The sequence below is a fragment of the Mesorhizobium sp. U510 genome (genome assembly GCF_059180695.1).
Genome location: NZ_CP180532.1, coordinates 4,259,027 through 4,285,215, shown reverse-complemented (window position 1 = coordinate 4,285,215; position 26,189 = coordinate 4,259,027). Strand labels below are relative to the sequence as shown.

Annotated in this window: 30 protein-coding genes, 1 tRNA gene and 1 pseudogene; 11 read left to right on the top strand and 21 right to left on the bottom strand. The window is 61.5% G+C overall.

Annotation, left to right across the window (positions count from 1 at the left end; genetic code table 11):
- Positions 1-88 precede the first annotated feature (88 nt).
- Positions 89-505: a hypothetical protein gene (locus ACLGL5_RS22405; protein WP_069092054.1), complete on the top strand. Its 417-nt coding sequence runs from the start codon at positions 89-91 to the stop codon at positions 503-505.
- A 79-nt stretch (positions 506-584) separates the two neighbouring features.
- Here the strand turns inward: ACLGL5_RS22405 and ACLGL5_RS22400 are convergent, their stop codons facing one another.
- From ACLGL5_RS22400 to ACLGL5_RS22390, 3 genes are all read right to left on the bottom strand, one after another.
- Positions 585-890, bottom strand: a complete 306-nt coding sequence (locus tag ACLGL5_RS22400; RefSeq protein WP_038652621.1) for a BA14K family protein — start codon at positions 888-890, stop codon at positions 585-587.
- Positions 891-1,074: 184 nt separating this feature from the next.
- Positions 1,075-1,287 (bottom strand): hypothetical protein, encoded by a 213-nt coding sequence (locus ACLGL5_RS22395; RefSeq protein WP_081296009.1) that lies wholly within the window; start codon positions 1,285-1,287, stop codon positions 1,075-1,077.
- Between the two features lie 216 nt (positions 1,288-1,503).
- Positions 1,504-1,671, bottom strand: a complete 168-nt coding sequence (locus ACLGL5_RS22390) for a hypothetical protein (RefSeq protein ID WP_019857938.1) — start codon at positions 1,669-1,671, stop codon at positions 1,504-1,506.
- Between the two features lie 155 nt (positions 1,672-1,826).
- Here ACLGL5_RS22390 and ACLGL5_RS22385 point away from each other — a divergent pair.
- Positions 1,827-1,902 (top strand) — tRNA-Thr (locus tag ACLGL5_RS22385).
- Positions 1,903-1,942: 40 nt separating this feature from the next.
- On the opposite strand, the gene ACLGL5_RS22380 is transcribed toward ACLGL5_RS22385, so the two are convergent.
- Positions 1,943-2,557: a TetR/AcrR family transcriptional regulator gene (locus tag ACLGL5_RS22380; protein WP_010909235.1), complete on the bottom strand. Its 615-nt coding sequence runs from the start codon at positions 2,555-2,557 to the stop codon at positions 1,943-1,945.
- A gap of 91 nt (positions 2,558-2,648) precedes the next feature.
- On the opposite strand from ACLGL5_RS22380, the gene ACLGL5_RS22375 reads away from it, so the two are divergent.
- Genes ACLGL5_RS22375 through ACLGL5_RS22355 form a run of 5 tightly spaced genes read left to right on the top strand, consistent with a single transcriptional unit; the run spans position 2,649 to position 7,228 of the window.
- Complete coding sequence (locus tag ACLGL5_RS22375) at positions 2,649-3,740, top strand: polyamine ABC transporter substrate-binding protein (RefSeq protein ID WP_069092052.1); 1,092 nt, start codon at positions 2,649-2,651, stop codon at positions 3,738-3,740.
- A 13-nt stretch (positions 3,741-3,753) separates the two neighbouring features.
- Positions 3,754-4,620, top strand: a complete 867-nt coding sequence (locus ACLGL5_RS22370; protein ID WP_069092051.1) for an ABC transporter permease — start codon at positions 3,754-3,756, stop codon at positions 4,618-4,620.
- A 1-nt stretch (position 4,621) separates the two neighbouring features.
- The gene (locus ACLGL5_RS22365; RefSeq protein ID WP_069092050.1) at positions 4,622-5,404 is read left to right on the top strand and encodes an ABC transporter permease; all 783 of its coding nucleotides are present in this window, start codon (positions 4,622-4,624) and stop codon (positions 5,402-5,404) included.
- Complete coding sequence (locus ACLGL5_RS22360; RefSeq protein WP_038646588.1) at positions 5,401-6,465, top strand: ABC transporter ATP-binding protein; 1,065 nt, start codon at positions 5,401-5,403, stop codon at positions 6,463-6,465. The genes ACLGL5_RS22365 and ACLGL5_RS22360 overlap by 4 nt, the downstream gene beginning before the upstream one ends.
- Position 6,466: 1 nt before the next feature.
- Complete coding sequence (locus ACLGL5_RS22355) at positions 6,467-7,228, top strand: MBL fold metallo-hydrolase (RefSeq protein ID WP_038646586.1); 762 nt, start codon at positions 6,467-6,469, stop codon at positions 7,226-7,228.
- A gap of 6 nt (positions 7,229-7,234) precedes the next feature.
- Here ACLGL5_RS22355 and ACLGL5_RS22350 read toward each other — a convergent pair whose 3' ends face one another.
- The 5 genes from ACLGL5_RS22350 to ACLGL5_RS22330 form a co-directional block, all read right to left on the bottom strand.
- Positions 7,235-7,960, bottom strand: a complete 726-nt coding sequence (locus tag ACLGL5_RS22350; protein ID WP_240564674.1) for a TetR/AcrR family transcriptional regulator — start codon at positions 7,958-7,960, stop codon at positions 7,235-7,237.
- A 64-nt stretch (positions 7,961-8,024) separates the two neighbouring features.
- On the bottom strand, positions 8,025-9,452 hold the full coding sequence (locus ACLGL5_RS22345; RefSeq protein ID WP_069092049.1) for an amidase: 1,428 nt from the start codon (positions 9,450-9,452) through the stop codon (positions 8,025-8,027).
- Positions 9,453-9,548: 96 nt separating this feature from the next.
- A complete protein-coding gene (locus ACLGL5_RS22340) occupies positions 9,549-10,583 on the bottom strand; it encodes an extracellular solute-binding protein (RefSeq protein ID WP_019857931.1) in 1,035 nt (344 codons plus the stop codon).
- 201 nt (positions 10,584-10,784) lie between these two features.
- A complete protein-coding gene (locus ACLGL5_RS22335) occupies positions 10,785-11,810 on the bottom strand; it encodes an NAD-dependent epimerase/dehydratase family protein (RefSeq protein ID WP_069092048.1) in 1,026 nt (341 codons plus the stop codon).
- A gap of 237 nt (positions 11,811-12,047) precedes the next feature.
- A complete protein-coding gene (locus ACLGL5_RS22330; RefSeq protein ID WP_019857929.1) occupies positions 12,048-12,350 on the bottom strand; it encodes a hypothetical protein in 303 nt (100 codons plus the stop codon).
- 214 nt (positions 12,351-12,564) lie between these two features.
- Between ACLGL5_RS22330 and ACLGL5_RS22325 the strand changes: the two genes are divergently transcribed.
- Both ACLGL5_RS22325 and ACLGL5_RS22320 read left to right on the top strand, forming a co-directional pair.
- The gene (locus tag ACLGL5_RS22325) at positions 12,565-13,338 is read left to right on the top strand and encodes an NAD kinase (protein ID WP_038646582.1); all 774 of its coding nucleotides are present in this window, start codon (positions 12,565-12,567) and stop codon (positions 13,336-13,338) included.
- Positions 13,339-13,530: 192 nt separating this feature from the next.
- Positions 13,531-15,123 (top strand): DEAD/DEAH box helicase, encoded by a 1,593-nt coding sequence (locus ACLGL5_RS22320; protein ID WP_038646580.1) that lies wholly within the window; start codon positions 13,531-13,533, stop codon positions 15,121-15,123.
- A gap of 42 nt (positions 15,124-15,165) precedes the next feature.
- Here the strand turns inward: ACLGL5_RS22320 and ACLGL5_RS22315 are convergent, their stop codons facing one another.
- The 5 genes from ACLGL5_RS22315 to ACLGL5_RS22295 form a co-directional block, all read right to left on the bottom strand.
- Entirely contained in the window at positions 15,166-15,837 is a 672-nt protein-coding gene (locus tag ACLGL5_RS22315) for a WbqC family protein (protein ID WP_083246734.1), read from the bottom strand.
- The gene (locus ACLGL5_RS22310; protein WP_069092047.1) at positions 15,837-16,775 is read right to left on the bottom strand and encodes a hypothetical protein; all 939 of its coding nucleotides are present in this window, start codon (positions 16,773-16,775) and stop codon (positions 15,837-15,839) included. The genes ACLGL5_RS22315 and ACLGL5_RS22310 overlap by 1 nt, the downstream gene beginning before the upstream one ends.
- A gap of 10 nt (positions 16,776-16,785) precedes the next feature.
- Positions 16,786-17,736 carry a glycoside hydrolase family 32 protein gene (locus ACLGL5_RS22305; RefSeq protein WP_141700924.1) on the bottom strand — a complete coding sequence of 317 codons (951 nt, stop codon included), beginning with the start codon at positions 17,734-17,736 and terminating at the stop codon, positions 16,786-16,788.
- On the bottom strand, positions 17,736-18,404 hold the full coding sequence (locus ACLGL5_RS22300) for an acetyltransferase (protein ID WP_064982849.1): 669 nt from the start codon (positions 18,402-18,404) through the stop codon (positions 17,736-17,738). Before ACLGL5_RS22300 ends, ACLGL5_RS22305 begins: the two co-directional genes overlap by 1 nt.
- A gap of 63 nt (positions 18,405-18,467) precedes the next feature.
- The gene (locus ACLGL5_RS22295) at positions 18,468-19,100 is read right to left on the bottom strand and encodes a class I SAM-dependent methyltransferase (RefSeq protein ID WP_210184882.1); all 633 of its coding nucleotides are present in this window, start codon (positions 19,098-19,100) and stop codon (positions 18,468-18,470) included.
- 111 nt (positions 19,101-19,211) lie between these two features.
- Here ACLGL5_RS22295 and ACLGL5_RS22290 point away from each other — a divergent pair, with 111 nt between their 5' ends.
- Positions 19,212-20,882: a B12-binding domain-containing radical SAM protein gene (locus ACLGL5_RS22290; protein ID WP_083246731.1), complete on the top strand. Its 1,671-nt coding sequence runs from the start codon at positions 19,212-19,214 to the stop codon at positions 20,880-20,882.
- An 8-nt stretch (positions 20,883-20,890) separates the two neighbouring features.
- On the opposite strand, the gene ACLGL5_RS22285 is transcribed toward ACLGL5_RS22290, so the two are convergent.
- A complete protein-coding gene (locus ACLGL5_RS22285) occupies positions 20,891-21,070 on the bottom strand; it encodes a hypothetical protein (protein ID WP_223217960.1) in 180 nt (59 codons plus the stop codon).
- Between ACLGL5_RS22285 and ACLGL5_RS22280 the strand changes: the two genes are divergently transcribed.
- Positions 20,984-22,006 carry a DegT/DnrJ/EryC1/StrS family aminotransferase gene (locus ACLGL5_RS22280; protein ID WP_245307262.1) on the top strand — a complete coding sequence of 341 codons (1,023 nt, stop codon included), beginning with the start codon at positions 20,984-20,986 and terminating at the stop codon, positions 22,004-22,006. The genes ACLGL5_RS22285 and ACLGL5_RS22280 overlap by 87 nt on opposite strands.
- Before the next feature lie 60 nt (positions 22,007-22,066).
- Here ACLGL5_RS22280 and ACLGL5_RS22275 read toward each other — a convergent pair.
- From ACLGL5_RS22275 to prfB, 6 genes and pseudogenes are all read right to left on the bottom strand, one after another.
- A pseudogene (locus ACLGL5_RS22275) lies at positions 22,067-22,222 on the bottom strand (OmpA family protein); the annotation flags it as partial.
- 16 nt (positions 22,223-22,238) lie between these two features.
- On the bottom strand, positions 22,239-22,847 hold the full coding sequence (locus tag ACLGL5_RS22270) for a hypothetical protein (protein WP_027046797.1): 609 nt from the start codon (positions 22,845-22,847) through the stop codon (positions 22,239-22,241).
- Between the two features lie 245 nt (positions 22,848-23,092).
- On the bottom strand, positions 23,093-23,743 hold the full coding sequence (locus tag ACLGL5_RS22265) for a YiaD family glycine zipper/OmpA-like lipoprotein (protein ID WP_010909222.1): 651 nt from the start codon (positions 23,741-23,743) through the stop codon (positions 23,093-23,095).
- A gap of 127 nt (positions 23,744-23,870) precedes the next feature.
- A complete protein-coding gene (locus ACLGL5_RS22260; protein WP_032933394.1) occupies positions 23,871-24,239 on the bottom strand; it encodes a GFA family protein in 369 nt (122 codons plus the stop codon).
- Between the two features lie 108 nt (positions 24,240-24,347).
- The gene (locus ACLGL5_RS22255) at positions 24,348-24,725 is read right to left on the bottom strand and encodes a hypothetical protein (protein WP_032921071.1); all 378 of its coding nucleotides are present in this window, start codon (positions 24,723-24,725) and stop codon (positions 24,348-24,350) included.
- 306 nt (positions 24,726-25,031) lie between these two features.
- Positions 25,032-26,163, bottom strand: a protein-coding gene (gene prfB / locus ACLGL5_RS22250; protein ID WP_141700923.1) for a peptide chain release factor 2 whose coding sequence is annotated in 2 segments (ribosomal slippage) — positions 25,032-26,096 and positions 26,098-26,163 — 1,131 coding nt in all. Because the reading frame shifts where the segments join, the coding sequence is not laid out codon by codon here.
- Between the last annotated feature and the right edge of the window lie 26 nt (positions 26,164-26,189).

The window sequence follows — 26,189 nt, the reverse complement described above, 5'->3', positions numbered from 1 at the left end:
CGAGCCGTATGGCCATGCCGACACCGCAAGCGCCGGCGGCATGGGCACTCTCTTGCCGTGGCGTTCGAATGCATGCGAAAGGGCGCGGATGAGGAAAACGGTTCAGCTTCTGCTTGTCGCTTCGCTTTGCGGATGCGTGGCGACGACACCTCGACCCGATGCCGGCGACCAGCGTGTCGATCCGATTCCGTTCTCGCTCGCGCTCGAGGAGATCGTCATCACCGGTATTCGTCAGCACTTGCCGGATCCAGCTTCGGCCAGGCTCGGAAGGACGCTTGCCGGGGAGCGGACACTGAACGGCCGCAAGGAGATCGTGGTCTGCGGCTTCGTCAGCAGCAAGACTGCGGCTGGCGGCCCTGGCGGCGACCAAGCCTTCACCGCCAGGATCTACCCGGATTCGGCAAGCAGCTTCGAGCTTGTCGCTATGGGCGGCGCTTCGGAAACGAGGCGCCTCGTCGATAGCACCTGCCGCGCAGCCGGGTTGCCGATTTCCGATTCCGCCTGAAAACGCAACTGTAAGTATTTGTGAAACAACGAAAAGGGGCTCGCGCGAGCCCCTTTTTCTGTTGTTGAGCGGTCTCCTCTCAGAGCCGGCAATAGTGGCTGTAGCCGTCGCGGCCGATGTAGGTGTCGGAGTCCGGATCGTAGCTGGAGTAACGATCGAAGCAGCGGCGGACGTGCCAGGAACCACCGTCTTCGTCGACATAGACGGTACGCGGCGGCTGCTGGGCAAGCAGGCTGCCAAGGACGAACCCGCCGACGCCGGCGGCGATGCCGATGCCGAGGTCGTGGTGATGCGAATGAGCCGCCGAAGGCTGAACGGTGCCGACCAGCGCGGTGGCGGCGACGGTGGTGGCGATGAGGCCGGAAACGAGAGTGCGCTTGAACATGATGATCTCCTTGCTTCGTTGACCGAGGCGATCCATCCGCCTCTTGATCATCTGTCGTTGCGGCAACGAAAAAGGTTCGAAGCTTTTTTGATCTTTTTTGGAGGTGCTGTCGGTTCCTGACTGTGGCCCACGGAGAATGCAAAAGGGCGGCCGAGGCCGCCCCCAAACGCAACAGGCCGCGGCATCAGAAGATGACAACGACCCCGCCATGATGACGATGGTGGTGATGATGCCGGTGATGATGGTGGTGGTACCACCAGTAGTCGCCATAGTCGTCGTCATAGTAATGATGGTGATGATGCATACCGTGAGCCGACGACGTCTGAACCGTGGCGGCCAGCGCGCCTGTGGCAACGAACACGGCGACGAGAGCGGAAGTGAGCATGCGCTTGAACATGATGATCTCCTGGATCCTTGACCGAGACGACCCTTCGCCTCTGGAGATCAGTCGGCGCGAGGTGGGAAAAGGTTCGAAAGGGGTGGGGAGATTTTTTGGCGGGTGGGGGAAGAGTGAGTAGTGAGTAGTGAGTAGTGGGTAGTGGGTAGTGGGTATACAGGGGCTTGGCCCACTGTTGACTACTCCCTACTGACTATTCCCTACTCACTCCCTCGTTCACCCCATCCCCGTGACATGCCGAAGCCAGAACGCCAGCGCAATGAAACCGATGATCGTGGTCACGCCGGTCCAGTCGACATTGGCCTTCTTGATGTCGCCGATGAGCTTCACCAGCAGCATCCAAGCGATGACGACGAGGGGGAGAATGATGACAAGCCTGATCATGCGACACTCCAGTCCGAAGCGATTGCACCTTCTTGATATGTAGGAAGCGCGCTCGCGGATTTCAGCATGGCGTCCACGGCGTCATCCACCGCCGGGGTAACCGAAAACGGAGTTTTGTCTTTACTGGCGCACGAAATATGCTACCGGAGCGCCGTGCCCTTGTAGCTCAGCTGGTAGAGCAGCGGTTTTGTAAACCGAAGGTCGGCGGTTCGATCCCGTCCGGGGGCACCAGTCTCGCCGGACGGTTTGGTTGCCAGTATGAGGCTACCAATCACACCCCTATCGCCGCCACCAATATCCGGTTCTGCCTTCGTATCGCCGCGCGCAGTTCCGGGATCCTGGCCTCGTCGCGCTTCACGAATTCGATGAACATCATGTTCATGTTGTTGAAGATCAGTTCGCCGAGCGCTGCCCCGTCTATGTCCTGGCGCACCAGGCCGATCTCCTGCAGCCGCGCGATCAGTGCGCGGATCTGTTCGGTGAGCGAGCGGTCGAGCGCGGTGTAGGCCTGGCCGAACGGGCTGTCGGGTAGTTGCGTCGAGATCGCCATGGCCTGGCGCCACATCTCCTTGCTGAGATAATGCAGCGAGTGCTCGATATAGATGCCGATCAGCGTGTCCAGCGCATCGCCGACATTGGCCGGCGGCCTGGCGACGACGCCGCGCCCGGCATTGAGCACCTCGTTGACCTCAAGCGAAACGATGGCGCCGAGGATGTCGCCCTTGTTCTCATAGTAATTGTAGATCGTGCCGATCGACACTTCCGCCTGCGCGGCGATCGCCTCGATCTTGGCGCCCTCGTAGCCGGCCTCGCGGAAAAGTGCCGCCGCCGCCTCGATGATGCGCCTGTGCCGGTCCGCCTTTTGCCTTGCCCGCAATCCGCTCATAGCAGCCTCTTGCCACAAAAACAGAATTGACTCAATTTTAGAATTGGTTCAATTTTTTACAAGAAGCCACAAAGGCAAGGGAGAACACTCGATGTCCGTCAAATCCGAATCCGGGAATCCGCTTTCCGTCCTGAAGCGCCATCTGCACGCCGCCTGCGCCGCCACGGCCCTGCTGCTTGGCGTGGGCAGCCTCGCTCAGGCCGCCGATCTCAACGCGCTGATCTGGTGCGACCATTCCGATCCGGCGCTGCTGCAGCCTTTCGAAGAGGCCAACAACGTCAAGGTCAACGTCAAGGAGTTCGAAGGCACCGGCGCTGGTCTCGCCATCGTCGAACAGTCGCAGCCCGGCGACTGGGACGTGATGGTGATCGATAGCATCGACGTGCCGCGCGGCGTCGAAAAGGGCCTGTTCGAGCCGTTGCCCGAGGACAAGCTGCCCTTCGCCGACCTCTTCCCGCAGGTGAGGATGGACGGCTCCACCGTGGTCGGCGGCAAGCGCTACGGCATCACCGAAAAGTTCGGCTACAACACGATCGGCTTCAACAAGACCAAGGTCGACCCGGCGGACATGCAGTCCCTGGCGTCGCTGACCAGCGACAAATACAAGGGCAAGGTCGCCATCTACGACTATTACCTGCCGGTCATCGGCATGGCGGCACTGGCCATCGGCAAGAAGACGGCCGAGCTGACCGAAGCCGACCTGCCCGCGCTCAAGGAAGAGCTGCTCAAGATGAAGGCCAACGCCAAGCTGGTCGGCGAGGTCACCGCCAGCCAGACGGCGCTTGCCACCGGCGAGGTCGACATACTGGTCGGCGGCGGCGAATGGGTGACGGCAGGGTTGGCCAAGGAGAACCCCGCGCTCGATTTCTCCATCCCCAAGGAGGGTGCGGTGCTGTGGTCGCAGTCGCTGGCCATGTTCAAGGATTCCAAGAACAAGGACATGGCGCTGAAATTCATCCAGTACATTATGAGTCCCGAAGGCCAGGCGCGCCTTGCCACCTCGTCCTGCTATTGGGGCATGCCGGCGAACACCAAGGCGGCGCTGACCGACGACCAGAAAAAGGTCCTGCGCTTCGATGAGCAGCCAGGCTTCCTCGCCCGTGCGCAAGCCTATCCGGCGCCGAACGGCGATCTCGACAAGAAGATGCAGGATATGTGGACCGAAATGCTGCAGGCGAAATGAGCTGATACCGTTCGTGAGCTCAACCGGAAACAGCGGGCGCGCCCTGCCCGGGACGGGCCGCGCCCTTCCCTGGGCGCTGGTTACGCCTGCCCTCGGCTGGACGCTGCTGTTCTTCGTGCTGCCCTTCGTCGCCATGGGGTTTTCCAGCCTCACGGCGCATGAAGGCGGCGGCTTCACGCTTTCCAATTACAGCCAGTTCTTCACCAACCCATCCTACTGGCAGGCGATGGTGAACTCGCTGGAGGTGACGGCGATCGTCACCTTGCTCTCTGTGCTGCTCGCCTATCCCTTTGCCTGGATCCTCGCCGAACAGGTGCCGGAACGCTGGCAACGGCTGGCGCTGATGCTGGCCGTGCTGCCGTTCTGGACGTCCTATGTCGTGCGCTCCTATTCCTGGCTGCTGGTGCTGGCGCAGAACGGCGTCATCAACCGCGCGCTCACCGGTTCGGGCTTGATCACCGAGCCGCTGCAGCTCGCCAACACGCGGCTGGCCACCGTCACCGGCTTCGTGCACTTCTTCGTCATGCTGCTGACGCTGACCATCTTCGCCAACCTCAAGCAGCTCAGTCCGAGCTACCGCAAGGCGGCCGCCGATCTCGGCGCCGGGCCGGTGCGCACCTTCCTGCATGTCATCCTGCCGCTGACCTTGCCGGGCATCATGGTCGGCGCCTTCCTCACCTTCGTGCTGTGCATCGGCGACTACATCACGCCGCAGATCCTGGGGGGCAACAACGAGCTCTTGATGCCGCAGCTGGTGATGATGCAGATCGGCCGGCGCGGCGATTTTCCGCTGGCCTCGGCGCTGTCGATCATCCTGATGGCGGTGGTCACCATCGCCTATCTCGCCTGCGCGCGCTGGCTGAAGATCGAGCGGGCCTGAGATGCGTCAGGTGGTCCGCGTCGCGTCTTGGCTCTATGCGCTTGCTGTCTACGGCTTCATCTTCCTGCCGGTGGTGGTGCTGGTGCTGTTCTCGCTGCAAGCGACCTCGTTTCCGATCCCGCCCTTCACCGGCCCCTCGCTGCGCTGGTATGAGGCCGTGCTGTCCGATGTCAGGCTGACCTCGGCGCTGGTCAATTCTCTGCTGGTGGCGTCGATCTCCTCGGCCGCCGCCGTCACGCTCGGCTTTCTCTCCGCCTGGGGTTTCGCGCGCTTCGTGCTGCCCGGGTCCGGCCTGCTGCGCGGGCTGATCACGCTGCCGCTGACGGTCAGCTATCTCATCATCGGCATGGGCCTGCTGGTGCTTTTCAACTGGGCTGGTGTTCCGAAATCGCTGCTTGCCGCCGGCATCGGCCATGTCGTGATCAACCTGCCGCTATGCTTTGCCATCATCTACAGCCAGATGGGCGATCATCAGATCAACATCGAGCGCGCGGCGCGCGATCTTGGCGCGCCGGAATGGAAGGTGCTGCTCTTGATCACCGTGCCGGTGATGGCGCCCGCCATCTTCGCAGGCTTCTTCCTGTCGATGACCTTCTCCTGGGACGAGTTCGTGATCTCCTTCCTGCTGACCCGCTTCGACACCACGCTGCCGGTGGAGATCTGGAATCTGCTGCGCTCGGGCCTCAATCCCAAGACCAACGCCGTCGGTTCGCTGGTCTTCGCCGTTTCCATCGTGCTGGTCGTGCTGTTCGAACTGACATTGTTGCGCCGGAGAAAGACATGACCGCGCCTCTGGTCGATATCCGCGCGGTCTCGCACCGTTTCGGGCAGCTGGCCGTGCTAAAAGATGTCTCGCTGCGGATCGAGCCCGGCAGCTACACCATCCTGCTTGGGCCGTCGGGCTCGGGCAAGACGACGCTGTTGTCCATCCTGGGCGGCTTCGTCACGCCCAGCGAAGGCAAGGTGTTCATCCGCGGCGAGGACTGCACCGCGGTGCCGCCGGCCAGGCGCCCGACGACGACTGTGTTCCAGGACTATGCGCTGTTTCCGCATATGAGCGTCGGCGGCAATGTCGGCTTCGGGTTGCGCATGCAGGGCGTCGACGGCGCGACACGCGCCGCAAAGGCGCGCGAGGCGCTGGCGCTGGTGGGGCTGGCCTCCGCCTTCGACAAGAAGCCGCACCAGCTCTCCGGCGGGCAAAGGCAGCGCGTGGCGCTGGCGCGGGCGCTGGTCATCGAGCCGGCGGTGCTGCTGCTGGACGAGCCGCTCGGTGCGCTCGATCTGAAACTGCGCCGGCAGATGCAGGACGAGTTGAAGGCGATCCAGAAACGCGTCGGCACCGCCTTCGTCCATGTCACGCACGATCAGGAAGAAGCGATGGCACTGGCCGACCATTGCGTGGTGATGAATGACGGCCGCATCGAGGACGAAGGACCGCCCGAGCGCGTCTATGCCAGGCCGGCGACACGTTTTTCGGCGACCTTCATGGGCGAAAGCACGATCCTTGCCGGCAAGGTGGCGGAAGCCGGGGACAGGACAAGCACCGTCTCGACGCCGGCCGGCCCGGTTTTGGTGCGCGGCGCTTTGCCTGTGGGTTCGGCCGTCGCATTGGCCATCCGGCCGGAGCATCTCATGCTCGGCGGGACCGCCGGCACCGCAAGCCTCGGCATGGCGAAAGTGAACGATGTCGTCTTCCAGGGCAGTTTCAAACGCGTGCTTGCCGTCTCCGTCGAAGACGCCTCGCTGCAATTCATCGCCAAGCTGCCGGCAACAGCCACCGTCCAATCCGGCGACACGCTTGCCGTTTCGTGCGATACCGACCAGATCATCGTTTTGGCGGACTGAAATGGGATCCCTTCCGGTCATCGGCGCACCAGAATGGTACGAGACCATCCGCATGGCCGACGGCGTCACGCTGATCCACGAGCCGTGGATCAAGCCGTTCTTCCGCTGCAACATCTGGCATGTGCGCGGCCGCGACCGTGACCTTCTGTTCGACACCGGCCTCGGCCATTTCAGCCTGCGCACACATGTGCCGCTGGTGAGCGAGCGCAAGCTGACCTGCGTCGCCAGCCATACGCATTTCGACCATATTGGCTGCCATCACGAATTTCCCGACCGCTGCGTGCACCGAGCCGAAGCAAAAATCCTCGCCGATCCGCGCAACGAGTGGACGGTGGCTGACCGCTATGCGACCGACGATATGTTCGACGGATTGCCGCAAGGCTGGGAGTCGTCCCGTTACCGGATCCTGCCCGCCCCGGCTGACCGCCTGCTCGGCCATGGCGATGTCATCGATCTCGGCGACCGCGCCTTCGAGGTGATCCACACACCGGGCCATTCACCCGGCGGCATCGCACTCTACGAGAAGAAGACCGGCATGCTGTTGTCCGGCGACATCATCTATGACGGCCCGCTGATCGACGACGTCTACCATTCGGATATGTCGGACTATGTCGAGACACTGCTCGCCATGCGCGATCTCGACGTCTCGGTCGTGCATGGCGGCCATTTCCCGAGTTTCGGCAAGGTGCGCTACCGCCAGCTGATCGACGAGTACCTGGCGCAGAAACGCCAGGCCGGCTGCCACCTGCGGCAGCGCCCCTGAGAACAGCTACGGCATCAATTCAAAATGCCGCGGAAATGCCTGATGCAGCAGGAGCAGCATGGTCTTGCGCAGCACATTGGTGTCGCGGCTCGAAGGGTTCAGATGGTCCCAGTACCATGCGCCGTGAACCAGATAATTCAGGCTCTCCGACAAGGTGTTGATGTCGACACCGGTATACCCTGCGCCGCGCGAAATCTCGATCAGCAGTTCGCGCGCTTCGGCGGTGTAGGCGAGATCGCTCGGCAGGCCGATCTCGTTGTAGATCTGCATGCTCTTGCGGTCGCTTGAGAACACGACAAAGACCGACACCCATTTGGGATGCTGCCGGGCGAAACGCTGCGCACAATCGACGGCGCCCAGCAGCCTTTCGACCGGCGACAGGCCGGGCGCCCGCACCAGGCTGATCCACAGCGCGTCATACTGATCGCTGAGATACTGAAGCACGGCGCGGAACAGGTTTTCCTTGCTGCGGAAATGAAAGACGACCAGCGCATTGGACGAGCCGACATGTTCGGCGATACGCTGCATGGTGAGGCTTGCCAGGCCCTCCTCCGCGATGAGATCGATCGTGGCGTCGATGATGCGCTGTACGCTGGCTTCGCCGCGCTCGCGTCGGCGGTCCTTGGGCGGCGCGGCATCGTTTGCCGCGCCCTTGGTCGTCGCGAGCTTGCGTTTCTCCGGCTTTGCGATTGCCTTGCGTTGCGCCATTTTCGTCAGGCCTTTCGGACCCACGGCGGAATATCCCGCCGCACAGATTGCCTTGCCATGTGCCACGCCGGCTGATCCCGAAAATCGCTCAGAGCGACGGGCGTGTCCCGGTGTTCCCATACCATTGCCCCCGAGCCGTTTCATAGGCCAGTCCGGCCCGGAAGACATCGGCGTCGCTATAGGTGCGGCCGACGATCTGGATGCCTGTCGGCACGCCGCTGGCGGCGCGGCCCGACGGTATGGAGAGAACCGGGCAACGGCTCAGCATGTTGAACGGCGTCGTCATCACCCAGCCCAGCGAAGGGTTCACCTCCCTGCCGTTGATCTCCACCCTGTCCCTGGTCTGGTCGAACTCCGCCGGTACCGCGGGCAGCGCGTTTGTCGGGCAGATCAGCACATTATAGGTCTCCAGCAGCGGGCCGAGCGTCTGGTACATCCTGGCCGCCACGTCCAGTGTCGCGACGAAGTCGGTGGCCTTGGACTTTTGCCCGTCCTCGGCAAAGCGCCGGGCATAGCTGGTCATGTCGCTGGCGTGCTCCGCAAGCAGTTGCGACAGCGACGCGCCGAACAGGTGCTCGAGATAGGCCATTCCGGCCTTGAGCACCCCGCTGTCCCAGCCAAGATCGACTTCCTCGACCGTGGCGCCGAGCGAGCGGAACACATCGCAGGTGGCGAGCGTGTTCGTGCGCACGTCGGGGTCGACCTCGAAGGAGCCGAGATCCATCGAAAAGGCAATCTTCCAGCCTTTGATCGGCTTGTAGTCGAGCGGCAGGCGCAGCTTGGGACGCAGCGTGGCGATGTCGAGCGGGCTTGGTCCCGCCATGACGTTCTGCAGCAGGATGGCATCCCTGACGTTTCGCGCCAGCGGCCCGGTGTGGCAGTAGAAATCGAGGTTGAAGGGCGGCTCGTCGGGATTGCGGCCGTAAGGCGGCTTGTAGCCGACGAGACCGCAGGCCGAGGCCGGAATGCGGATCGATCCGGCAATATCCGAACCGGTGGCGATCGATGATGTTCCCGAAGCGAGCGTTGCCGCAGCACCACCCGACGAACCGCCCGGCGTAAAATCGCGATTCCATGGATTGCGGGTGACGCCCCACCGCTTCGACCAGGTGTAGCCCGCGCAGCTGAATTCCGGCGTCGCCGTGCGGGCATGCACGATGCCGCCGGCCTTCATGATGCGCTCGTTCATTGTCGAGGTGTGGCCGCTTACGGCATCCCTGGACAGCAGCGAGCCGTGCGAGGTCGGCTTGCCCTTGATGTAGCTCTCATCCTTGATGCCGATCGGCAGGCCTTCCAGCGCGCCGGTCCTGGCGCCCCTGGCGTATTTCGCCTCGGCCCTGGCGGCCAGCTTCATCGCCTCTTCGAAATGCGTGAAGGTAAAGCAGTTGATCGACGATCTGGTGGCTTCGGCGCGGCGAATGGTGGCCTGCATCAATTCGACGGGCGAGAGTTTCTTCGCCTTGAACAGCCGCAGCGCCTCATGGGCCGGCATGTAGCAGAGGTCGAGATCGGACATTGGAAGTCTCCTGCGACCGCGAGACCGCACCTGGCATGGAGGGTGCCGGACCGCACACTGCGGCCCGGTGACTGTGGTTGGGTTGGTCCGGCGACGCTATTTCTGGAGGTCGGTCCAGATCTTCGTATAGAGCGCCTGCACATCCGATGGACAGGCCGGCATGAACTGGCCCTTGGCGGCAAATTCAGCCGGAACGTCCACTTCCGGCGCCGTCTTCATGTCGTCCGGCATGAAAGCCTCGGAGCCCTTGATGCCGTTGGCGTAGCGGGCGAAAGCCGAGATCATCGCGGCATTCTTCGGATCCATGATGAAATTCTGGAACAGCTTGGCGTTCTCGACATTCTTGGCGTCCTTGAGCACGGCGACATTGTCCATCCAGATCGGAAAACCTTCCTTGGGATAGCCGTAGACGATCTTGTCGTTCTGCAGCCGCTGGCGCAGCGAAATGCCGTTCCAGTTGACGCCGGCGGCAATGTCGCCCCTGCCCAGGCCGTCGACGGCCGCGTAGTCGAGCGAGAGCCATTTCGCCTTGGCCTCGACCAGCTTGTCGTGCACCTTCTTCAGTACCTGCATGTCGTTGGTGCAATATTTGCCGCCCTCATAGGCGATGGCGAGGAACATGATGTCCCCCATTTCGGGCACGACATTGATCTTGCCGACAAGCTCCGGCGGCGGGTCGAGGAAAATCGCCGAGGTGTTCGGGTCGCCGGAATACACCGACTTGTTCACCGAAATGCCTGTCGTGCCCCACTGCCACGGAACAGTGTATTTGCGGCCCGGATCGAAGGGAACGTCGACCCATCGCGGATCGACATTCTTGAAATTCTCCATCTTGTTGGGTTCGGTCTCCAGGAGCAGGCCTTCGCTGATCCAGACCGGCACGACGCTGGCCGACGGCACGACGATGTCATAGCCGGACGCACCCTGGCGAACCTTGGCCAATGCGGTGTCGTTGGAATCATAGTCGGTGACGGTGACCTTGACCTTGTAGGTCTCCTCGAACTTCTTGATGAGGTCAGGGCTGGTGTAGTTGCCCCAATTGTAGATGTTGAGTTCGCCATCGGCGCGGGCAACGCCGGTTGCGGCGAGCAGCGACAGCCCGACGGCCGCCGCGGTCAGTTTCCAGTTCATGCTAGTGCTCCCATTGTTGGGACCGGCCGCGTCGCCGCCTCGGTCCGTCTCCTGCTGATGAACAAGCCTGGCTGTGCCCTTCGGCCCAAGGCGGGCCGGCTGGCTGTCAAAATATTCCCCTTTTCGCGGCCATTCACCGGCGGAATGCCAGCTGGCCGACTTGGTCGTCTGCGTTACGATTATTTATAACTAACTATACAGTCAATATCTTTTCGCGGACATTGCCGCGGCTGGCCCAGTTGTCCTGGACAGCGCAGCAACGCTTGCCGCCGATCTGTCCTCAGTCACAATCCGTCGCCGGTACCACTCGAAGGTGCGCCGGATCCCTTCCTGATAGCCGGTCGTCGCCTCCCATCCGGGAAGAACCTGCCTTACCAGGGTCAAGTCCGGGCAGCGGTTTGTCGGATCCTGCGGAATTGGCGCACGGTGTTCGATGCGGCTGCCTGGAACAAGCGAGCAGACGAATTTCGCGATACCGAGAACCGAGACCTCGCGATTGTTGCCGATGTTCAGGGGTCCTCGGTATGCGATGCTGTCGCGCCAAAAGAAACGTTCCAGGCCATCGACGATATCGTCCACATACCCCCAACTGCGCGATTGGGAGCCGTCGCCATGGACGGTCAGGATTCCCGTGGTCAGGGCTTGGCAGACAAAATTCGAAACGGCGCGGCCGTCATCGATGCGCGTTCGCGGCCCATAGGTGTTGAACAGCCTGACGACGCGCACATCGAGCCCGCTGACGCGTTGCTCTTCGAAAAGCAGCGCCTCGGTGCAGCGCTTGCTCTCGTCATAGGAGGCCCGTGGCCCGGTGCAGTCCACGGATCCCCGGTAGCTCTCCGGTTGCGGCGACATCAGGGGATCGCCATAGACTTCCGAGGTCGAGGCGAAGCAGAAGCGACCGCCGGGCCTGAGCAGCGACAGAAGATTGAGCGCGCCGCCTATATTGGCTTTGATCGTGCGCGCCGGCTCGCGCATGTACCATACGGGCGAAGCCGGTGACGCCAGATGGATGATCTCATCGAAATGCTGGCTGGTCGTGAAGCTTTCGGCATCGGCAATCCGCAAGCTGAGCCGCGGGTCCGAGACATGGGCAATGTTGTCGCGCGATCCGGTCCACAGATTGTCGACGATGACCAGCGTTTCCAGATCCTCACGCAGCAGCAGACGATCGACAAGATGGGAGCCGAGAAAGCCGCAGCCACCAGAAACCAACACGCTGTGCGGCATGCGCGCTCCCCTTCAGAAACACGGCCGGTCAACGCGCCGCAACGCTTGTTTCCCAAAACGACGGGAACAGGATCCTATCCGGATAGGACACGCCTTCTACCAGTGCTTTCGTCGATGCCGCAATTGCAACGATCAAACTTCCGCCAGCCAGGGCTCCGGTCGCCCAAGCATGAAACTGTCGCTCGGGATCGGCCGAGCGTCGGCGGTATCTACAGACGAATGGCGTATTCCGGCGACCTACAGTGCCCGTTGCGGGCAAGGCATTCCGGCGGCATCGCCGCAGCGCGACGCTGTCGGCAGCGGTCTCATGCTCATATTTTCCGACTGGCGCACAAGCTCGGCGAAGACCAGGGCGAAGCTACCCAGCATGACAAAGACGATGATCAGGCGTGCTACCGGCAATATGTCGGCCTCGTCTGGCTGGTGCGTGTCCCCGGAGGAGGCATGCGCACAAAACAAAACTGCCGCAACGTCCTTTTGGCATCCCAAAGGATACAGCGGTGCTGCGGGCGCCCCCACGCCATTCATGCCGGCTAACATGATCGTTCCGCCTTTACGAGACTTTAAGCCCCGCCTTAACCATCACATTCGCTCGTGCCCTGTCATGAAGCGCGATCCGCAGGTTCGGCCGATGCCCGCGCGGCATGCCTAGCGTGCCGGCACAACGGCTCTCTTTGCAGACCTGCCCACCCCGTGCTACCCCGGCGCGGATGCGGCCAGACTGCCGCCGCCAATCGGTCGCGATCGGGGAGCCATGAGCACAGCCGCCAACAGCATCGCCTTCGTCTCGTCCGACACAGCAGACGCCAAGGCGGCGCTGGAAAGTCTGTCGGCGCGCTATGGCCAGTGTTCGGTCGCCGAGGCCGCGGTTGTGGTGGCCCTGGGCGGCGACGGCTTCCTGCTGCAGACCTTGCGCGACACGATGGGAACGGGAAAGAAGGTCTACGGCATGAACCGTGGCACCATCGGGTTCCTGATGAATGAGTACCGTTCCGGAGGGCTCACCGAGCGCATCGCGGCCGCGGTCGCCGAAACCATCCGGCCGCTGGAAATGCTGGCCGTCACCTCGGAAGGCGAAACCGTCTCGGCGCTGGCGATCAACGAGGTTGCGCTGTGGCGCCAATCCTACCAGACGGCCAAGATCCGCATCAGCGTCGATGACCAAATACGGCTCGAGGAACTCAGCTGCGATGGCGTCATGATCGCGACGCCGGCCGGATCCACCGCCTACAATCTTTCAGCGCATGGCCCGATTCTGCCGCTCGACGCGCCGCTCCTGGCACTGACGCCGGTCAGCCCGTTTCGCCCGCGCCGCTGGCGTGGCGCATTGCTCTCCAACAAGGCGACCGTGCGCTTCGATATTCTGGAGCCGGAAAAGCGGCCGGTAAACGCCGCGGCGGACCATACGGAGGTCAAGGCGGTGACCTCGGTAACGGTGCGGGAGTCGCCGGCGGCGACGGCAACCTTGCTGTTCGACCCCAATCACTCCTGGAACGAGCGCATCCTTGCTGAGCAGTTCCGTTACTGAGCCGACACAGAGACAAGCGGCCGGATTAAGCATCGCGATTAAGGTTACAGCTTCACAATCGCGCCAATCCCGCCCGTTTCTGTTGACAAATCGCGGACTTGCGCCTAATCGCAATGCCAATCTTGCAAGCGCGTGGCGCTTGCCGCGACGAATAACGTTGCGCCTCCCCGAACCAGCCAAAGACAACAACACTTGTCCTCAGACACCACGATCGCTCAAGAAGCGTTGACCTTTTCAGACCTCGGCCTGTCGCCGAAGGTGCTTTCCGCAGTTACCGATGCCGGCTACACGCAGCCGACACCGATCCAGGCCGGTGCCATCCCGCACGCCTTGCTCGGCAAGGACGTGCTGGGCATAGCCCAGACCGGCACCGGCAAGACAGCCTCCTTCGTGCTGCCGATGCTGACCCGGCTGGAAAAGGGCCGCGCCCGCGCCCGCATGCCGCGTACGCTGATTCTCGAACCGACGCGCGAGCTTGCCGCGCAGGTCGAGGAAAACTTCGTCAAATACGGCAAGAACCACAAGCTCAACATCGCGCTTCTGATCGGCGGCGTGTCGTTCGACGAGCAGGACAAGAAGCTGGAGCGCGGCGCCGACGTGCTGATCGCGACGCCTGGCCGCCTGCTCGACCATCGCGAGCGCGGCAAGCTTCTGCTCAACGGCGTCGAGATCCTCGTCATCGACGAGGCCGACCGGATGCTCGACATGGGCTTCATTCCCGATATCGAGCGCATTTGCGAGATGATCCCGTTCACCCGGCAGACGCTGTTCTTCTCGGCAACAATGCCGCCGGAAATCACCAAGCTGACCGAAAAGTTTCTGCACGCGCCGGTGCGCGTCGAAGTTTCGAAGGCCGCGTCGGCCGCCACTAACATCATCCAGCGGCTGGTCAAATCAGGATCGAAGCCTTGGGACAAGCGCGAGACGTTGCGCAACCTCATCAAGGCCGAAGACGCTGAGTTGAAGAACGCCATCATCTTCTGCAACCGCAAGGTCGAAGTGTCGGAGCTGTTCCGCTCGCTGCTGAAGCATGATTTCGATGCCGGCGCCCTGCATGGCGACATGGACCAGCGCGCCCGCATGCAGATGTTGGCCAATTTCCGTGATGGCAAGCTGCGCTACCTCGTGGCATCGGACGTCGCCGCGCGCGGCCTCGACATCCCCGATGTCAGCCATGTCTTCAACTACGATGTGCCGATCCATGCCGAGGACTATGTCCACCGCATCGGCCGTACCGGCCGTGCCGGTCGCTCCGGCAAGTCCTTCACCATCGCGACGAAGTCCGACACCAAATACATCGACGCCATCGAGCGGCTGATCGGCAACAAGATCGAATGGCATGACGGTGACCTGTCGACGGTCGTGGCCAGCGAAGGCGGTGAGGACGATGCTCCGCGCCGTGGCAAAGGCGCGCCGCGTCGCGCCGGCCGCAAGGACGACGATCGCAAGGACAGAGGCGAGCGCAAGAAGGGCGGCGAACGCCGTGCCAGACACACCGGGGAAGACGCCTCGACCGTGGTTGCACAGCAAGAACAGCCCGATGTGGCTGCGACGGCCGTCGCCGATATCGGCGAGCGGCGCGCACGCAAGGAGGCGATCCGTTCGGAAAACACCGAACGCAAATCCTCCGATCGCAACGAACAGCGGGCACCGGAACGCGGTGACACCAGGCCGCAGCGAGACAACAGTCGTCCTGCCCGCCATCGCCACCAGGAAGACAACGACACCACCGTTGGCTTCGGCGACGACATGCCGGCCTTCATGCGCATCGTCGCCAAGGTCTGACTGGGCCAAGCTTGAAATAGCCGCCAAGTGATCGGCAAACGATCACTTGGCCAATTGGCACGTCTTTCGGATATCATCGCGAAGATCGGCAAGGCCGTTGCCTAACAAGGCAGGCAAGATGTGCGGGAACCTTCCTGCATAGGGCACGAGAAATCGAAGATCTATACCTGCCTGCTGAAAGGCATCGCGTGAATAAAGGCTACGTCCGCCTGGAGCATTGATGTAGCGCTGGCCGCCAAGTGCCTGAACGATGGCGATCACGCGGGCTTGTGCACGCAAGGCAGGATCGATGCCGAGGCGGGAGCTGCGTACGACATCCGGTCTGAGCTGAAGCGCATCGGCCGTTAGCCGAAGACCCTCCTCGAGAAAATCTGTCACGTCGCCAAGGGCCCCGGTCAGGTGGCCGTTGATCTGCTCTGCCGCTGGCGTCCGCGCTTGGCCTGGCAGGCCGAAGACAGCCAGCCGCTTGTCCAAGGTGGTTCGGGCATCGTTCGCCCAGCGCAGGTCCTTTATCAGCGCGTCGAAAGGCATCGGCGCAACCGGCAATGTCAGCCAGTGTCCCGGCGTCATTTCGCAGCGGTGCACCCTTCCCCGGCGCGCGAACTGAACATCGTCGAAAACAACGAAGATGTCGCTCGCGGCCATCAGGCGGAAATAACCCGCATAGGGGAAGAAGTATGGCTGCATGACAGCAATGGTGAGCTTGCCCGTCACTATGTTCCCCCTTCGCCATAGAAGAGGCGAGGCAGACTTCGAACGTGCTGCTGGAAGGCTCGCAGAACCGGAGATGCGAATGACATGTTGCAGAAAGCGTCGAATTCATCGCGCTTGCACAGGAAGCTGTGACGGTCGAACTGCTCGCGGCGAAGATAATGCAGCACCCTGATATCAGCCGCGTCGTGCAGCCCGTGCGCCAGCATCTCGTCCGAGTTCGGGCAATTGTACTCCGGCCCAAGCGGCAAAGGATCGGCTCCAACCGTCAGGATCGCCAATGACAGCGCGATCTGGGCAGAAAAGAAAATGGAGGGCGTATCCTTCAAATAGTCCAATACGCGCGCCGTCAGCGGGCGGATCAATGGCTGAATAGCGGTGAATGCCATCTTGTTGAAGGCGACGAAACCATAGTTGAAATACGCTGGGCAGCCACCGAACGCTTCATCTGGCGACTGGGAATATCGGAAGTTCAGGGGCGTGTCGCCGAAGCCGAATGCCCCGAGAAGTCGGCGCCACGCGGCGTCATTTTCCGCGCCATTTCTCGAGAATGGCGAGAAATGCGCCGGCAGCCCGGCCACGGTAGGACGATCGGCGTCGCGCATGCTTTGCAGAAGGCCGTTGATTGGCCGCATCAGGCAGGCATCGGCATCGACAAGGATGATGACATCGCCGCTTGGCGGTTCGGCATAGCGGTCGAAGCCCGAGGAAAAGCCCCGATCGCTGACAGCGTGAGGCACGGGACGCCACGTCACCGGGTAGGCCGATGACCATCGATTGACGGCACTGATTTCACTGAAGTCGGCATGCCCCCCGACGGAGACCAAAATGGGGGCGGTGGCATAGGCGCCGCCGAGACTGGCCAGCGACAAAGCAGCCAGTTTGACGTTTGAAAAAAACTCCTGTTCGGGCAGGATCGGGATGCGAAATTCGAAAGTCATTCGAGCCTGCTCAAGTCAAATCGCGAGTTGCCCAGCCGATGCCGGCCTCGCCAAACCCGTTGCCATTGTAGAACATCACGTCGCCGGAGGGGCGCTGCATGATGCAGCAATAGGCCTGCATCGAGCTGTCGAATTCGCCGGCGGCCGGCGGATTGCTGAAAATCACAGGCTCGGCTCCACCGACGGTTCCGTTCCGGGTGTCCATGCGACGAGAAAACAGTCGGTAAGCTTCTTTGCCGCCAGCGCGAAAGTCCCGCCCGCGCCGGCTATACCACAGGCGCATGCCGCCAGCCTCATTCGTCATCCAGGGGCGCGTCTGGCTGATACCGTCACCAAGGTCGTCAGCGGGGACGGCGATCGATTCCGCTTCCCACACGATGGCGTCTAATGAATCACAGCTGCGCAGGACATATTCAGGCTCCCAAACGCCGTTTACCTGCGCCCAGCCGGTGCCGCTCACATACCACATGCGATAGCCGTACTTGGTCTTTCCGACGAAGGGCGTCGACACGAAATACGGATCTGCCGGACCAATGCCCCGGACCGGACCGGCGAATGCCTTCTTGAAACTCAGCCCGTCATCGCTGATGGCGAGCCCGATGGCGATCTGGAAGCTGACATCGTTGCGTGGATAAACACCCGAATAATAGAGGTGCACGCGCCCACCGATCATCAGCGCACAAGACGGCCCCAGCCCGGTGCTATCGAAGCTCCCTGGCGGGCCCCACTCCAGGAGTGGATCGAGATGCTCGTCCAACACACGCATGCCGTCTTGCGGGTCGACGTCGACGGCCAGAATGGATGACAGGTTGTCGCTGTTGCGTCCTGCGAAATAGATACGCCAAAGCCGAGGCGAAAGGGCGAGAACCGTTGGGGACTGTGCGTGACTGCGCCACCACCCTCCCGCCTTTACCGACACCAGCAATCCCCGCCGGGTCCATTTCCTCTGATGGTCGGGCATCAGCGGAACTTCATCGACTTGATGCGGGCGCTGGAATAGGGCTTCGGCAGATCCGAGGGATGACGAACCACACTGTTGGGCGGCACATCGCGCCGGATCATGCAACGAGACTCAATGTAGCTTCCCGCGCCGATCGTGATGCCGTTGTCGACGCCGACCTGGCCGCCGATCAGGCTGCACGTACCGATACGGACGCCGCTCGCCAAGCCCACCTGCGACGACACGAAGCAGAAGTCCTCGAGGATGGAGTGATGACCCACATGGCTGCCGCTCCACATGATGATGCCCTCGCCGAGGCGAACAAACGGCTGCAGCGTGCAGTTTTCCAGAATGAAGCAGTTGTCGCCAACCGTCTCCGCCATATTGTGGGTCGAGGGATGGATAAAGCGCGCAAAGCCGTATCCACGCTCCCTGCCCTCCGCGTGCCTATTCCTGCGGAACTCGTTGAGATTCTGGTAGCTGAGCGGACCGAGCAGCTTGACGGCATCAGGCGGGAAGCGCTCCTCAAGCCTTTCCCAGGCGACCACGGGAAGGCCCTTGAACTCGGGTTGCGTGAGGAAGGCTTCGTCGACAGTGAACCCAACGACACGATCCTCGCCGAATCTGTCGAGATAGGCCTTGGCAACTTCGGCGAGCTGCCCTGCCCCAAAAATGACCACATCCGCCATGCCGCCCCCGTGCGCCCTTGCCTTGCATCCCTGGTCTGCTCGTCATCACCGTGGATTGTCCGGCTATGCGGCAGCCTTGTAGACGTAAACAGTGTATTCGTAGAGCCCGTAGTCGGCGCGAATGACGTGATGGCGCGACAATTGACCGACGACAAAGCGGCTGATCTGGTCATAGGCCACGTGAAAGAGATCCTCTCGCTCCCAGTCGACGTGTTTGGACATCAAGTTGAAGGCCATTCCCTTGCGTGCATACGGGAACATTTTTGCCAGCAATCCAGTCATGGCATCGAACATCGTCTCGTAGGCGATGCCGCAGCGCTCGGTGAAGACACCGTTCATGACGATGTAGTCGGCCTCGGGCACAGCTGCCCCGTCCTGCATCACGTCCAGGCAGTCAAACGCCACGCCGGGATACTTGCGCCGGCACAGGTCAACAAACCGCGCCGACAGATCGAGCCCCCGGTAGCGCACCTTGCGATCAGTCTGGCGCAGATAGTCGAGGAAATGACCAGCGCCGCAGCCGAAGTCGAGCAGGTCGACTGAGCCGCGCTCACGCATCACCTCTGCCATCACGCGATAACGCGTCGCTGCCCCTTCGGCATCGGGCCAGTCAACTCCTTTAAATGTGTCTCCGTGTCGCGCAAAACACGCCTCATAATGCGCAACAAGCGCGCTGTACGGATTTATATCAGTCAATTGTAATATCTCATGGAATTGCCCTATACGTTCGACATGGCCCTGTATATCACGCCATCAACGACATGAAACGCTGCGCCCCAGTACCTCTGGTCAGATCGGCCCAACACGATGCACAGTTCGCACATCCCTTCGCCGCGCCGGCTTCGGGTTTGTCTCATCAATCCGCGCTTCCACCCTTCCATCTGGACCCGTGATGAAGTCCTTTCCATTTTACCAGGCAGCAAGCGCAGTTGGATCGTGACAGGCTCGTTGCCAGCGCTGGCGGCCCTTGCTCCGGAGCATTGCGATGTCGTCCTGGTCGACGAGAACGTCGAGGACATCGATTTCGAGCAGCTTGGCGACTTCGACATCGTTGGCGTGACCGGCATGATCGTGCAGCGCGACCGCATGTTCGAGATCCTGGATAGGCTGCGTGATCTTCCGGTCACCGCGGTGGTCGGTGGCCCCTACGTTTCAGTGGCTGAATCGGAGTTCGTCGATCGCTGCGACGTGCGTTTCATCGGCGAAGCCGAGGAGACATGGCCGCGATTCCTTACGGCTTTCGCGCAAGACGGGGTGGTGCAACGGCGTTACGAGCAAGACGCCAAAACCAACATGGAGACCGTGCCGACGCCGCGATATGACCTGCTGAAACCCGGACGCTATATGGTAGCATCGCTGCAGTTTTCGCGCGGATGTCCATTCATGTGCGAATTCTGCGACATCATCACCATTTTCGGTCGCCGCCCGCGTCTCAAGTTACCCGCGCAGATGGTCCTCGAATTCGAGGCGATCGTGAAAGCCGGATTCAGCACCTGCTTCCTGGTCGACGACAATTTTATCGGCAACAAGGCCAAGGCCAAGGAGTTGCTGCGCGTGCTGATCGATTGGCAGCGGGCCAACAACTATCCATTGATCTTCTCCACCGAGGCCAGCATCAATCTGGGCGACGATGAGGAAATGCTCGACCTGATGCGGATGGCCAATTTCCGCCAGGTCTTTGTCGGAATCGAATCGCCTCGCGCCTCGTCATTGGCCGAAACCAGGAAGGTTCAAAACGTTCGCGGCGACTCCATGCTTGAGAAGCTGCAGCGCATCCGCGACAAGGGGCTGGTGATCCACGCCGGCTTCATCGTCGGGTTCGACGCCGACGACGAAGCGATCTTCGACGAGCAGTTTGAATTCATTCAGCAAAGCGGCATCGCGCTGGTGTCGGTCGCCGTCCTGTGTCCAATTCCAACGACGCCACTTTACGATCGGCTGAAGACCGAAGGTCGGCTGGATCTCAGCGACCCACATGTCAGCTTTCATCCCAAGAACATGACGCGCGAAGTCCTCAAGGCCGGCTACGACAGGCTGGTGCGGCGCCTGTACCAGCCGGATGCCTATTTCGATCGCCTGGTGAATGGCTACGTGGGGTCGCCAGGGTTCCGCCGCAGCCGGGCGTCCCAGGCGGCCCTGGCTGGAAGAAAACATTCCAGCCTTAGCCGGCTCGCTGAGTTGGCCGGTGCGGCTCTGATGGCTGCACGCCTTGCTCGAACCATCATTGCCAAGCGAGAGGAGATGTCGCTTGGCAGCGCGTATGTGAGGCACTGGCGCCGTAACCGTCGCCTCTGTGGCCAGGAAGCTATATCCTTTGCCAGCTTCGTATTTCTATGCGCCGATCATTGGCATTTCTATACCGTCTCGCAAAACTCAACCCGGTTCCAGATCGGCAGCAGCCGGCCCGAAACCTTGCGGCCATTGCCGGCCAATGAAGATTTATACCTCAGGATTGCCGACGGCCGTAAAGCTTCATGACAAGCAAATTATGGGATGCCGATCCCGATCCGACGCCTGATGTCCCGGTCGCGCGCCCGCGCCTGCCAACAGCGGACGACATTCTGCCCTATCTGCGCGAGATCGACGCGAACCGCTGGTACAGCAACAACGGTCCGCTGAATCAGCGCTTCCAGGAAGGTCTCAGGGCTCGCATCGCCGTGGGTCATGTCGTGTGCCTGGCAAACGCAACGCTGGGGTTGGTCCTGGCGCTGATGGCGCAGAAACCGGCAAAGGGCAGTCTCTGCATGATGCCGTCCTGGACCTTCGCCGCCAGCGCGCACGCGGCGGTCCTCGCAGGGCTCGTTCCCTGGCTTGTCGACGTCGACCTCGACACCCAGCAATTGTTGCCAGAGGCGGCGATACAACTCCTCAGGCAGGCTCCTGGCAAGGTCGGTGCCGTCATGCCGGTTATGCCGTTCGGCGGCCCGATGGATGCCGCGAACTGGGACCGGTTCAAGAGCGATACCGGTCTTGCCGTGGCAATTGACGCGGCCGCGGCCTTCGACTCGCTGACGCCATCGCGGGTTCCGGCAGTCGTCAGCCTGCATGCCACCAAGGCACTCGGCGTTGGCGAAGGCTGCTTCATTGCGTCCGACGACGGTGCTCTGATCGACGAAATTGTGAAGAAGGCCAATTTTGGTTTTGCAAATTCGCGCGAGGCGGCATCGCCGGCGTTGAATGGCAAGCTCAGTGAGTATGGCGCGGCCGTCGGCCTCGCCGCACTGGACGGTTGGACACTTACACGTGCCGCCTACCAGCGTGTTGCCAGAGGCTATTGCCGCTCGCTTGCTTCGACTTCCGGGGTGAACGTGCAGGATGGATTTGGCGAACGCTGGATATCCTCCACCGTTACCGTTGGCCTGCCGTCGGATTCGATGGAAACGGCACTCAATGTGCTGACGCAAGCCCGAATTGGTGTCCGTCGATGGTGGGGCGGCGGCCTGCATCGGCACACAGCCTTCGAACATTTTCCCAAAGTACCGCTGCCGGTCACCGAGACGCTTGTTGCGACTCAACTGGGCCTGCCTTGCTGGACAGATCTTTCGGATGAAGCAATCTCGCGTATCTGCTCCATTCTCACCGACGCGATGACAGCGGGCTGACGCAATATCTTAAGTGGGCTCACAACACAAAAACGGCCCCACGCGAGGGGCCGTTTTGTGGCCGGACAGATAGTTGGCGACCGCCAGCGCATGGCGCTGCGACAGATCGAAATTGTGCTGGTCGCTGTTGTTCGAATCGGCATGGCCGAACACGTCGACGGTCGTCCGGCGGAACTTCTTCAGGACCGACGCAACGGAATTCAGCGCCGACATGTATTGGCTTGGCCGGCCGCTACATCGGCCCAGGCATCATCTTGGTCGGCTTCTCCAGCATCGGAAAATCGGCCTTGCTGCATTTCACGTTCGGGTTCGTCGGACTGAACATGCCGTTCGGATTGTCCCTGAACAGCCAGGCGTGAAGATCGTAGTGGACGAACTCCCTCGGGATGAGCGGATAGTGTCCTTCCATCGGACCCATGAATTTCTGGCCAAACAGTGTGGGGACTTCCTTGACGTTCGGTGTCAACGGCACCAGCCACTCCACGCCGACCAACTTCAGGCCTTTCTTGGTCGGCTCGTAGATCAGCACGTTGGGCTTCATCGGGTCGAGCTTCTGGCCGACGCTTGGGACGTTGACGAAATGGACGCCCATGGCGCCTTTCGGGTAATCCATCGAGCCCGGTATCTTTTCCCCACTGTAGAAGACGCAGCCGACCGTCGACAGATAGAGGTCGCGGACAGCTGCGGTATAGTCTTCATACTTGGCCAATGATTTCTTCAAGGCTTCGATGTCGGCCTTGTTGGCGTCCTCGGCCTGAGCCGTGGCGAGCCCCAACCACAGACCCGCAATACTGGTCAAAGCGAGGACGCCGCAGCGCCCGAGGCAGGTTGTTCTTGTCATGCATTCCTCCCAGACATTTCATCTGGCCGTGCAAGACCGAGGCGGGAAAATGCTTGTTACGCGGCCAGTTGTACCGCCTCATCCCCTCTGGAACAGCGATGATGCTATTCCTTTCCGTGACTGTAGGAAAGCAGTTATTTAGCTGTTGCTAATTCTTAAGCGCGACAGCTGCAGGGTGCGATGGCCGCTCAAACAAAAACGGCCCCGCATTGGGGCCGTTTTCACATTCGTTGCGGTACAGATCGTCAGGTGAGCGGCGACAATTGGATCTCGACGCGACGGTTCTGCTCGCGGCCGGCGGCCGTCGCGTTGGATGCGATCGGCCGCGTCTTGCCGAAGCCGGTGACGGCGAAGCGGCGCTGATCGACGCCCTGACCGGACAGATAGTTGGCAACCGCCAGTGCGCGGCGCTGCGACAGATCGAAATTGTGCTGGTCGCCGCCGGTCGAATCGGTATGACCGAAAACATCGACCGTGGTCTGCTTGAATTTCTTCAGCACCAGCGCAACCGAGTTCAGCACCGGATAGAAGCCTGGCTTCACCGCATCCTGATCGACATTGAAGGTGATGTCCGACGGCATATTGAGGATGATCTGGTCACCACTGCGAGTGACGCTGACACCGGTACCCTCGAGCTGCCGGCGCAGTTCAGCTTCGTTCTGATCCATGGTGGCGCCGATGGCGCCGCCGGCCAGCGCACCGATGCCGGCGCCGATCAGCGCGTTGCGGCGGTCATTGCCGCCGGCAAGCAGACCGAGGCTGGCACCTGCCAGGGCACCGAGACCAGCACCTGCGGCCGTGTTGGAAATCTTCTGGTCGCCCGTATACGGATCCGTGGTGGTGCAGGCGCTCACGAGCAAGGCCGTCGCCACGGCGACGAGCACGGTCTTCTTCATAGATGGTCCCTCTCCAAGTCGCGCCTTTTTCGACGGCGCCAAATCAGCCCTTCGCGCGACTTGTACCATGAATTGCGGCGAAAAGCGGAACGGGAAAAGCACCCGCGACGGCTTTTCCGGGGATCAGTTACCAGAGATTCTTGCCGTCAATGACCACCACTTCCACCTTGTCGAGATTGAAGTCGTCGAACAGCCGCGAGTTGACGCTGATCTTCGGATTGTCGAAATCCGGCTCGCCGGTCGACCAATCCGGCGTCTCGGTGAACGTGCCGCAGCCGCAGTTGGCGCAAAAACCATGTTTCACGGTTTTCGAGCCCCACTCATAGAAGGAGACGTTTTTCAGAGGCGTGATGAGCTTGAACTGCGAGGGGGTATAATAGGCCCAGAGCGAGCCACGTTTCGAGCAGAACGAGCAGGTGCATTGCGTCACCGTTTCCGGTGCCTCTGAAACCTCGAATGTCGTCGCCTTGCAGTGACAGCTTCCCTTGATGGTCATCAACATCACCTCTCCATTGTCCGCCGCCCATGCGGCAGGGCACCATAAAGAAGCGATCCTGACAACTGTCTGTCAGCAGGCTCTACCCCTGAACAGCAGGCCGCGAACTCAGTAGGACGATGGCGGCACGAACAGGCAGATCGTCTTGCCGGCATCAAGCCCGGCCTCATGCGCGCACCAATGGTATTCGCCGTCCGGCGAATTCTTGATGCGCCTGTCGCTGTAGGCCAGCACCTCCCCGGTGTCCTTGATTACATAGCCTTCCGGACGCTCGCTGATCGAGGTCTGCGACACCTCGTGGCAGTCGTAATTCGCGCAGCAAGCGAACGGATAACTCCAGCCTTGCGGCTTGGCCGCGGTCGGCTTGGCGTCGTGCGCCATGGCCGACGCCGACAGGAGCGCGATCACACACGCCGCGCAAAGGGGAAGGACAAGCTGGCCAACCGACGGAACGGCGATCGCCGATCTGGAACTGGCAGCAAACATGGCAACGCTCCTTTCAAACGAGGTTTCAAGCGTTTCGCTTGCCCGTTCCCGGAACGTGTCTTCCCAGCGGCCAATCGTCAGCAGATATGCCGCGACCGGCCATAAATGCTTTTGTCTCCTCCTGCCGCAAATGGTGAGCCGAAATGTGAGTCGGTGCAAGAAATTGCTGCGTGGAGGCTGCGCCCGTTGCTGGCCGCCCAAGGCCGCAAACGTGCCCTCCATGACCACGGCAGGTTGCCGTGAGCAATGGACCGCTTGGTCCCCAAGAAAGTGCGAGCGGGTGCTATGGTCTAGTGGCGGACGGTGCTAGTCCAGATCCGCCACGGCCTCGCCTGCGCCGCCTTCGATGCGTTGCGACAGCGAGGCTTCCATGAAATCGTCGAGGTCGCCATCGAGCACGCTCGACGGGCTGGTGCTTTCGACGCCGGTGCGCAGATCCTTGACCAGCTGGTAGGGCTGCAGCACGTAGGAACGGATCTGGTGGCCCCAGCCGATGTCGCTCTTCGAGGCTTCCGTGGCGTTGGCGATGGCCTCACGCTTCTTCAGCTCTTCCTCGTAGAGGCGCGAGCGCAGCATCTCCCAGGCCTTCGCTTTGTTCTTGTGCTGCGAACGCTCGGCTTGGCAGGCGACCGCGATGCCGGTGGCGATATGGGTGATGCGCACGGCCGAATCGGTGGTGTTGACGTGCTGGCCGCCGGAACCCGACGAGCGATAGGTGTCGATGCGTACGTCGGATTCGGAAACATCGATCTCGATCGTGTCGTCGATAACGGGATAAACCCAGACGCTGGCGAAGGAGGTATGCCGGCGCGCATTGCTGTCATAGGGCGAAATGCGCACCAGGCGATGGACACCGGATTCGGTCTTCATCCAGCCATAGGCATTGTGGCCCTTGATCAGCAATGTGGCGGACTTGATGCCGGCCTCTTCGCCGTCATGCACTTCCAGCACCTCGACCTTGAAGCGGCGGCGTTCGGCCCAGCGCGTGTACATGCGCAAGAGCATCGAGGCCCAGTCCTGGCTTTCAGTGCCGCCGGCGCCAGCATGGATTTCGAGATAGGTGTCGTTGGCGTCGGCTTCACCCGACAGCAGCGTTTCGACCTGGCGGGCCTTGGCCTCGCCCTGCATCGAACGGATCGCCGCTTCGGCCTCGGCGATGACGCCTTCGTCACCCTCTTCCTCGCCGAGCTCGATCAGGCCGATATTGTCTTCCAGCGCCTGGGTCAGGCCCTTGACCGCCGCAATGCCTTCCTCGAGGCCCTGGCGCTCGCGCATCAGCTTCTGCGCTTCCAGCGGTTCGTTCCAGAGGCTGGCGTCCTCGGCCCGCACATTGAGGTATTCAAGCCGCTTTATGGCCTGGTCCCAGTCAAAGATGCCTCCTCAGCAGGGTGATCGCCTGCCTGATCTCGTCGACAATATTCTGCGTTTCCGCGCGCATGGCCTGGTATTTTGTCCTGTTGCTGA

Bases quoted from the DNA above. Each gene is read 5' to 3' on its own strand.
- ACLGL5_RS22265 (WP_010909222.1), bottom strand. From the start codon at position 23,743: ATGAAGAAGACCGTGCTCGTCGCCGTGGCGACGGCCTTGCTCGTGAGC.
- ACLGL5_RS22300 (WP_064982849.1), bottom strand. From the start codon at position 18,404: ATGGCGGATGTGGTCATTTTTGGGGCAGGGCAGCTCGCCGAAGTTGCC.
- ACLGL5_RS22345 (WP_069092049.1), bottom strand. From the start codon at position 9,452: ATGTCCGATCTCGACCTCTGCTACATGCCGGCCCATGAGGCGCTGCGG.
- ACLGL5_RS22335 (WP_069092048.1), bottom strand. From the start codon at position 11,810: ATGCCGCACAGCGTGTTGGTTTCTGGTGGCTGCGGCTTTCTCGGCTCC.
- ACLGL5_RS22285 (WP_223217960.1), bottom strand. From the start codon at position 21,070: ATGACCCACGGCGATGCGAGCCCTGAGACCTTCCTGGAAGCGCTGATT.
- ACLGL5_RS22330 (WP_019857929.1), bottom strand. From the start codon at position 12,350: ATGTTAGCCGGCATGAATGGCGTGGGGGCGCCCGCAGCACCGCTGTAT.
- ACLGL5_RS22310 (WP_069092047.1), bottom strand. From the start codon at position 16,775: ATGACTTTCGAATTTCGCATCCCGATCCTGCCCGAACAGGAGTTTTTT.
- ACLGL5_RS22375 (WP_069092052.1), top strand. From the start codon at position 2,649: ATGTCCGTCAAATCCGAATCCGGGAATCCGCTTTCCGTCCTGAAGCGC.
- ACLGL5_RS22305 (WP_141700924.1), bottom strand. From the start codon at position 17,736: ATGCCCGACCATCAGAGGAAATGGACCCGGCGGGGATTGCTGGTGTCG.
- ACLGL5_RS22360 (WP_038646588.1), top strand. From the start codon at position 5,401: ATGACCGCGCCTCTGGTCGATATCCGCGCGGTCTCGCACCGTTTCGGG.
- ACLGL5_RS22325 (WP_038646582.1), top strand. From the start codon at position 12,565: ATGAGCACAGCCGCCAACAGCATCGCCTTCGTCTCGTCCGACACAGCA.
- ACLGL5_RS22400 (WP_038652621.1), bottom strand. From the start codon at position 890: ATGTTCAAGCGCACTCTCGTTTCCGGCCTCATCGCCACCACCGTCGCC.
- ACLGL5_RS22270 (WP_027046797.1), bottom strand. From the start codon at position 22,847: ATGACAAGAACAACCTGCCTCGGGCGCTGCGGCGTCCTCGCTTTGACC.
- ACLGL5_RS22405 (WP_069092054.1), top strand. From the start codon at position 89: ATGAGGAAAACGGTTCAGCTTCTGCTTGTCGCTTCGCTTTGCGGATGC.
- ACLGL5_RS22365 (WP_069092050.1), top strand. From the start codon at position 4,622: ATGCGTCAGGTGGTCCGCGTCGCGTCTTGGCTCTATGCGCTTGCTGTC.
- ACLGL5_RS22390 (WP_019857938.1), bottom strand. From the start codon at position 1,671: ATGATCAGGCTTGTCATCATTCTCCCCCTCGTCGTCATCGCTTGGATG.
- ACLGL5_RS22380 (WP_010909235.1), bottom strand. From the start codon at position 2,557: ATGAGCGGATTGCGGGCAAGGCAAAAGGCGGACCGGCACAGGCGCATC.
- ACLGL5_RS22255 (WP_032921071.1), bottom strand. From the start codon at position 24,725: ATGTTTGCTGCCAGTTCCAGATCGGCGATCGCCGTTCCGTCGGTTGGC.
- ACLGL5_RS22290 (WP_083246731.1), top strand. From the start codon at position 19,212: ATGCACAGTTCGCACATCCCTTCGCCGCGCCGGCTTCGGGTTTGTCTC.
- ACLGL5_RS22355 (WP_038646586.1), top strand. From the start codon at position 6,467: ATGGGATCCCTTCCGGTCATCGGCGCACCAGAATGGTACGAGACCATC.
- ACLGL5_RS22260 (WP_032933394.1), bottom strand. From the start codon at position 24,239: ATGACCATCAAGGGAAGCTGTCACTGCAAGGCGACGACATTCGAGGTT.
- ACLGL5_RS22395 (WP_081296009.1), bottom strand. From the start codon at position 1,287: ATGTTCAAGCGCATGCTCACTTCCGCTCTCGTCGCCGTGTTCGTTGCC.
- ACLGL5_RS22340 (WP_019857931.1), bottom strand. From the start codon at position 10,583: ATGAACTGGAAACTGACCGCGGCGGCCGTCGGGCTGTCGCTGCTCGCC.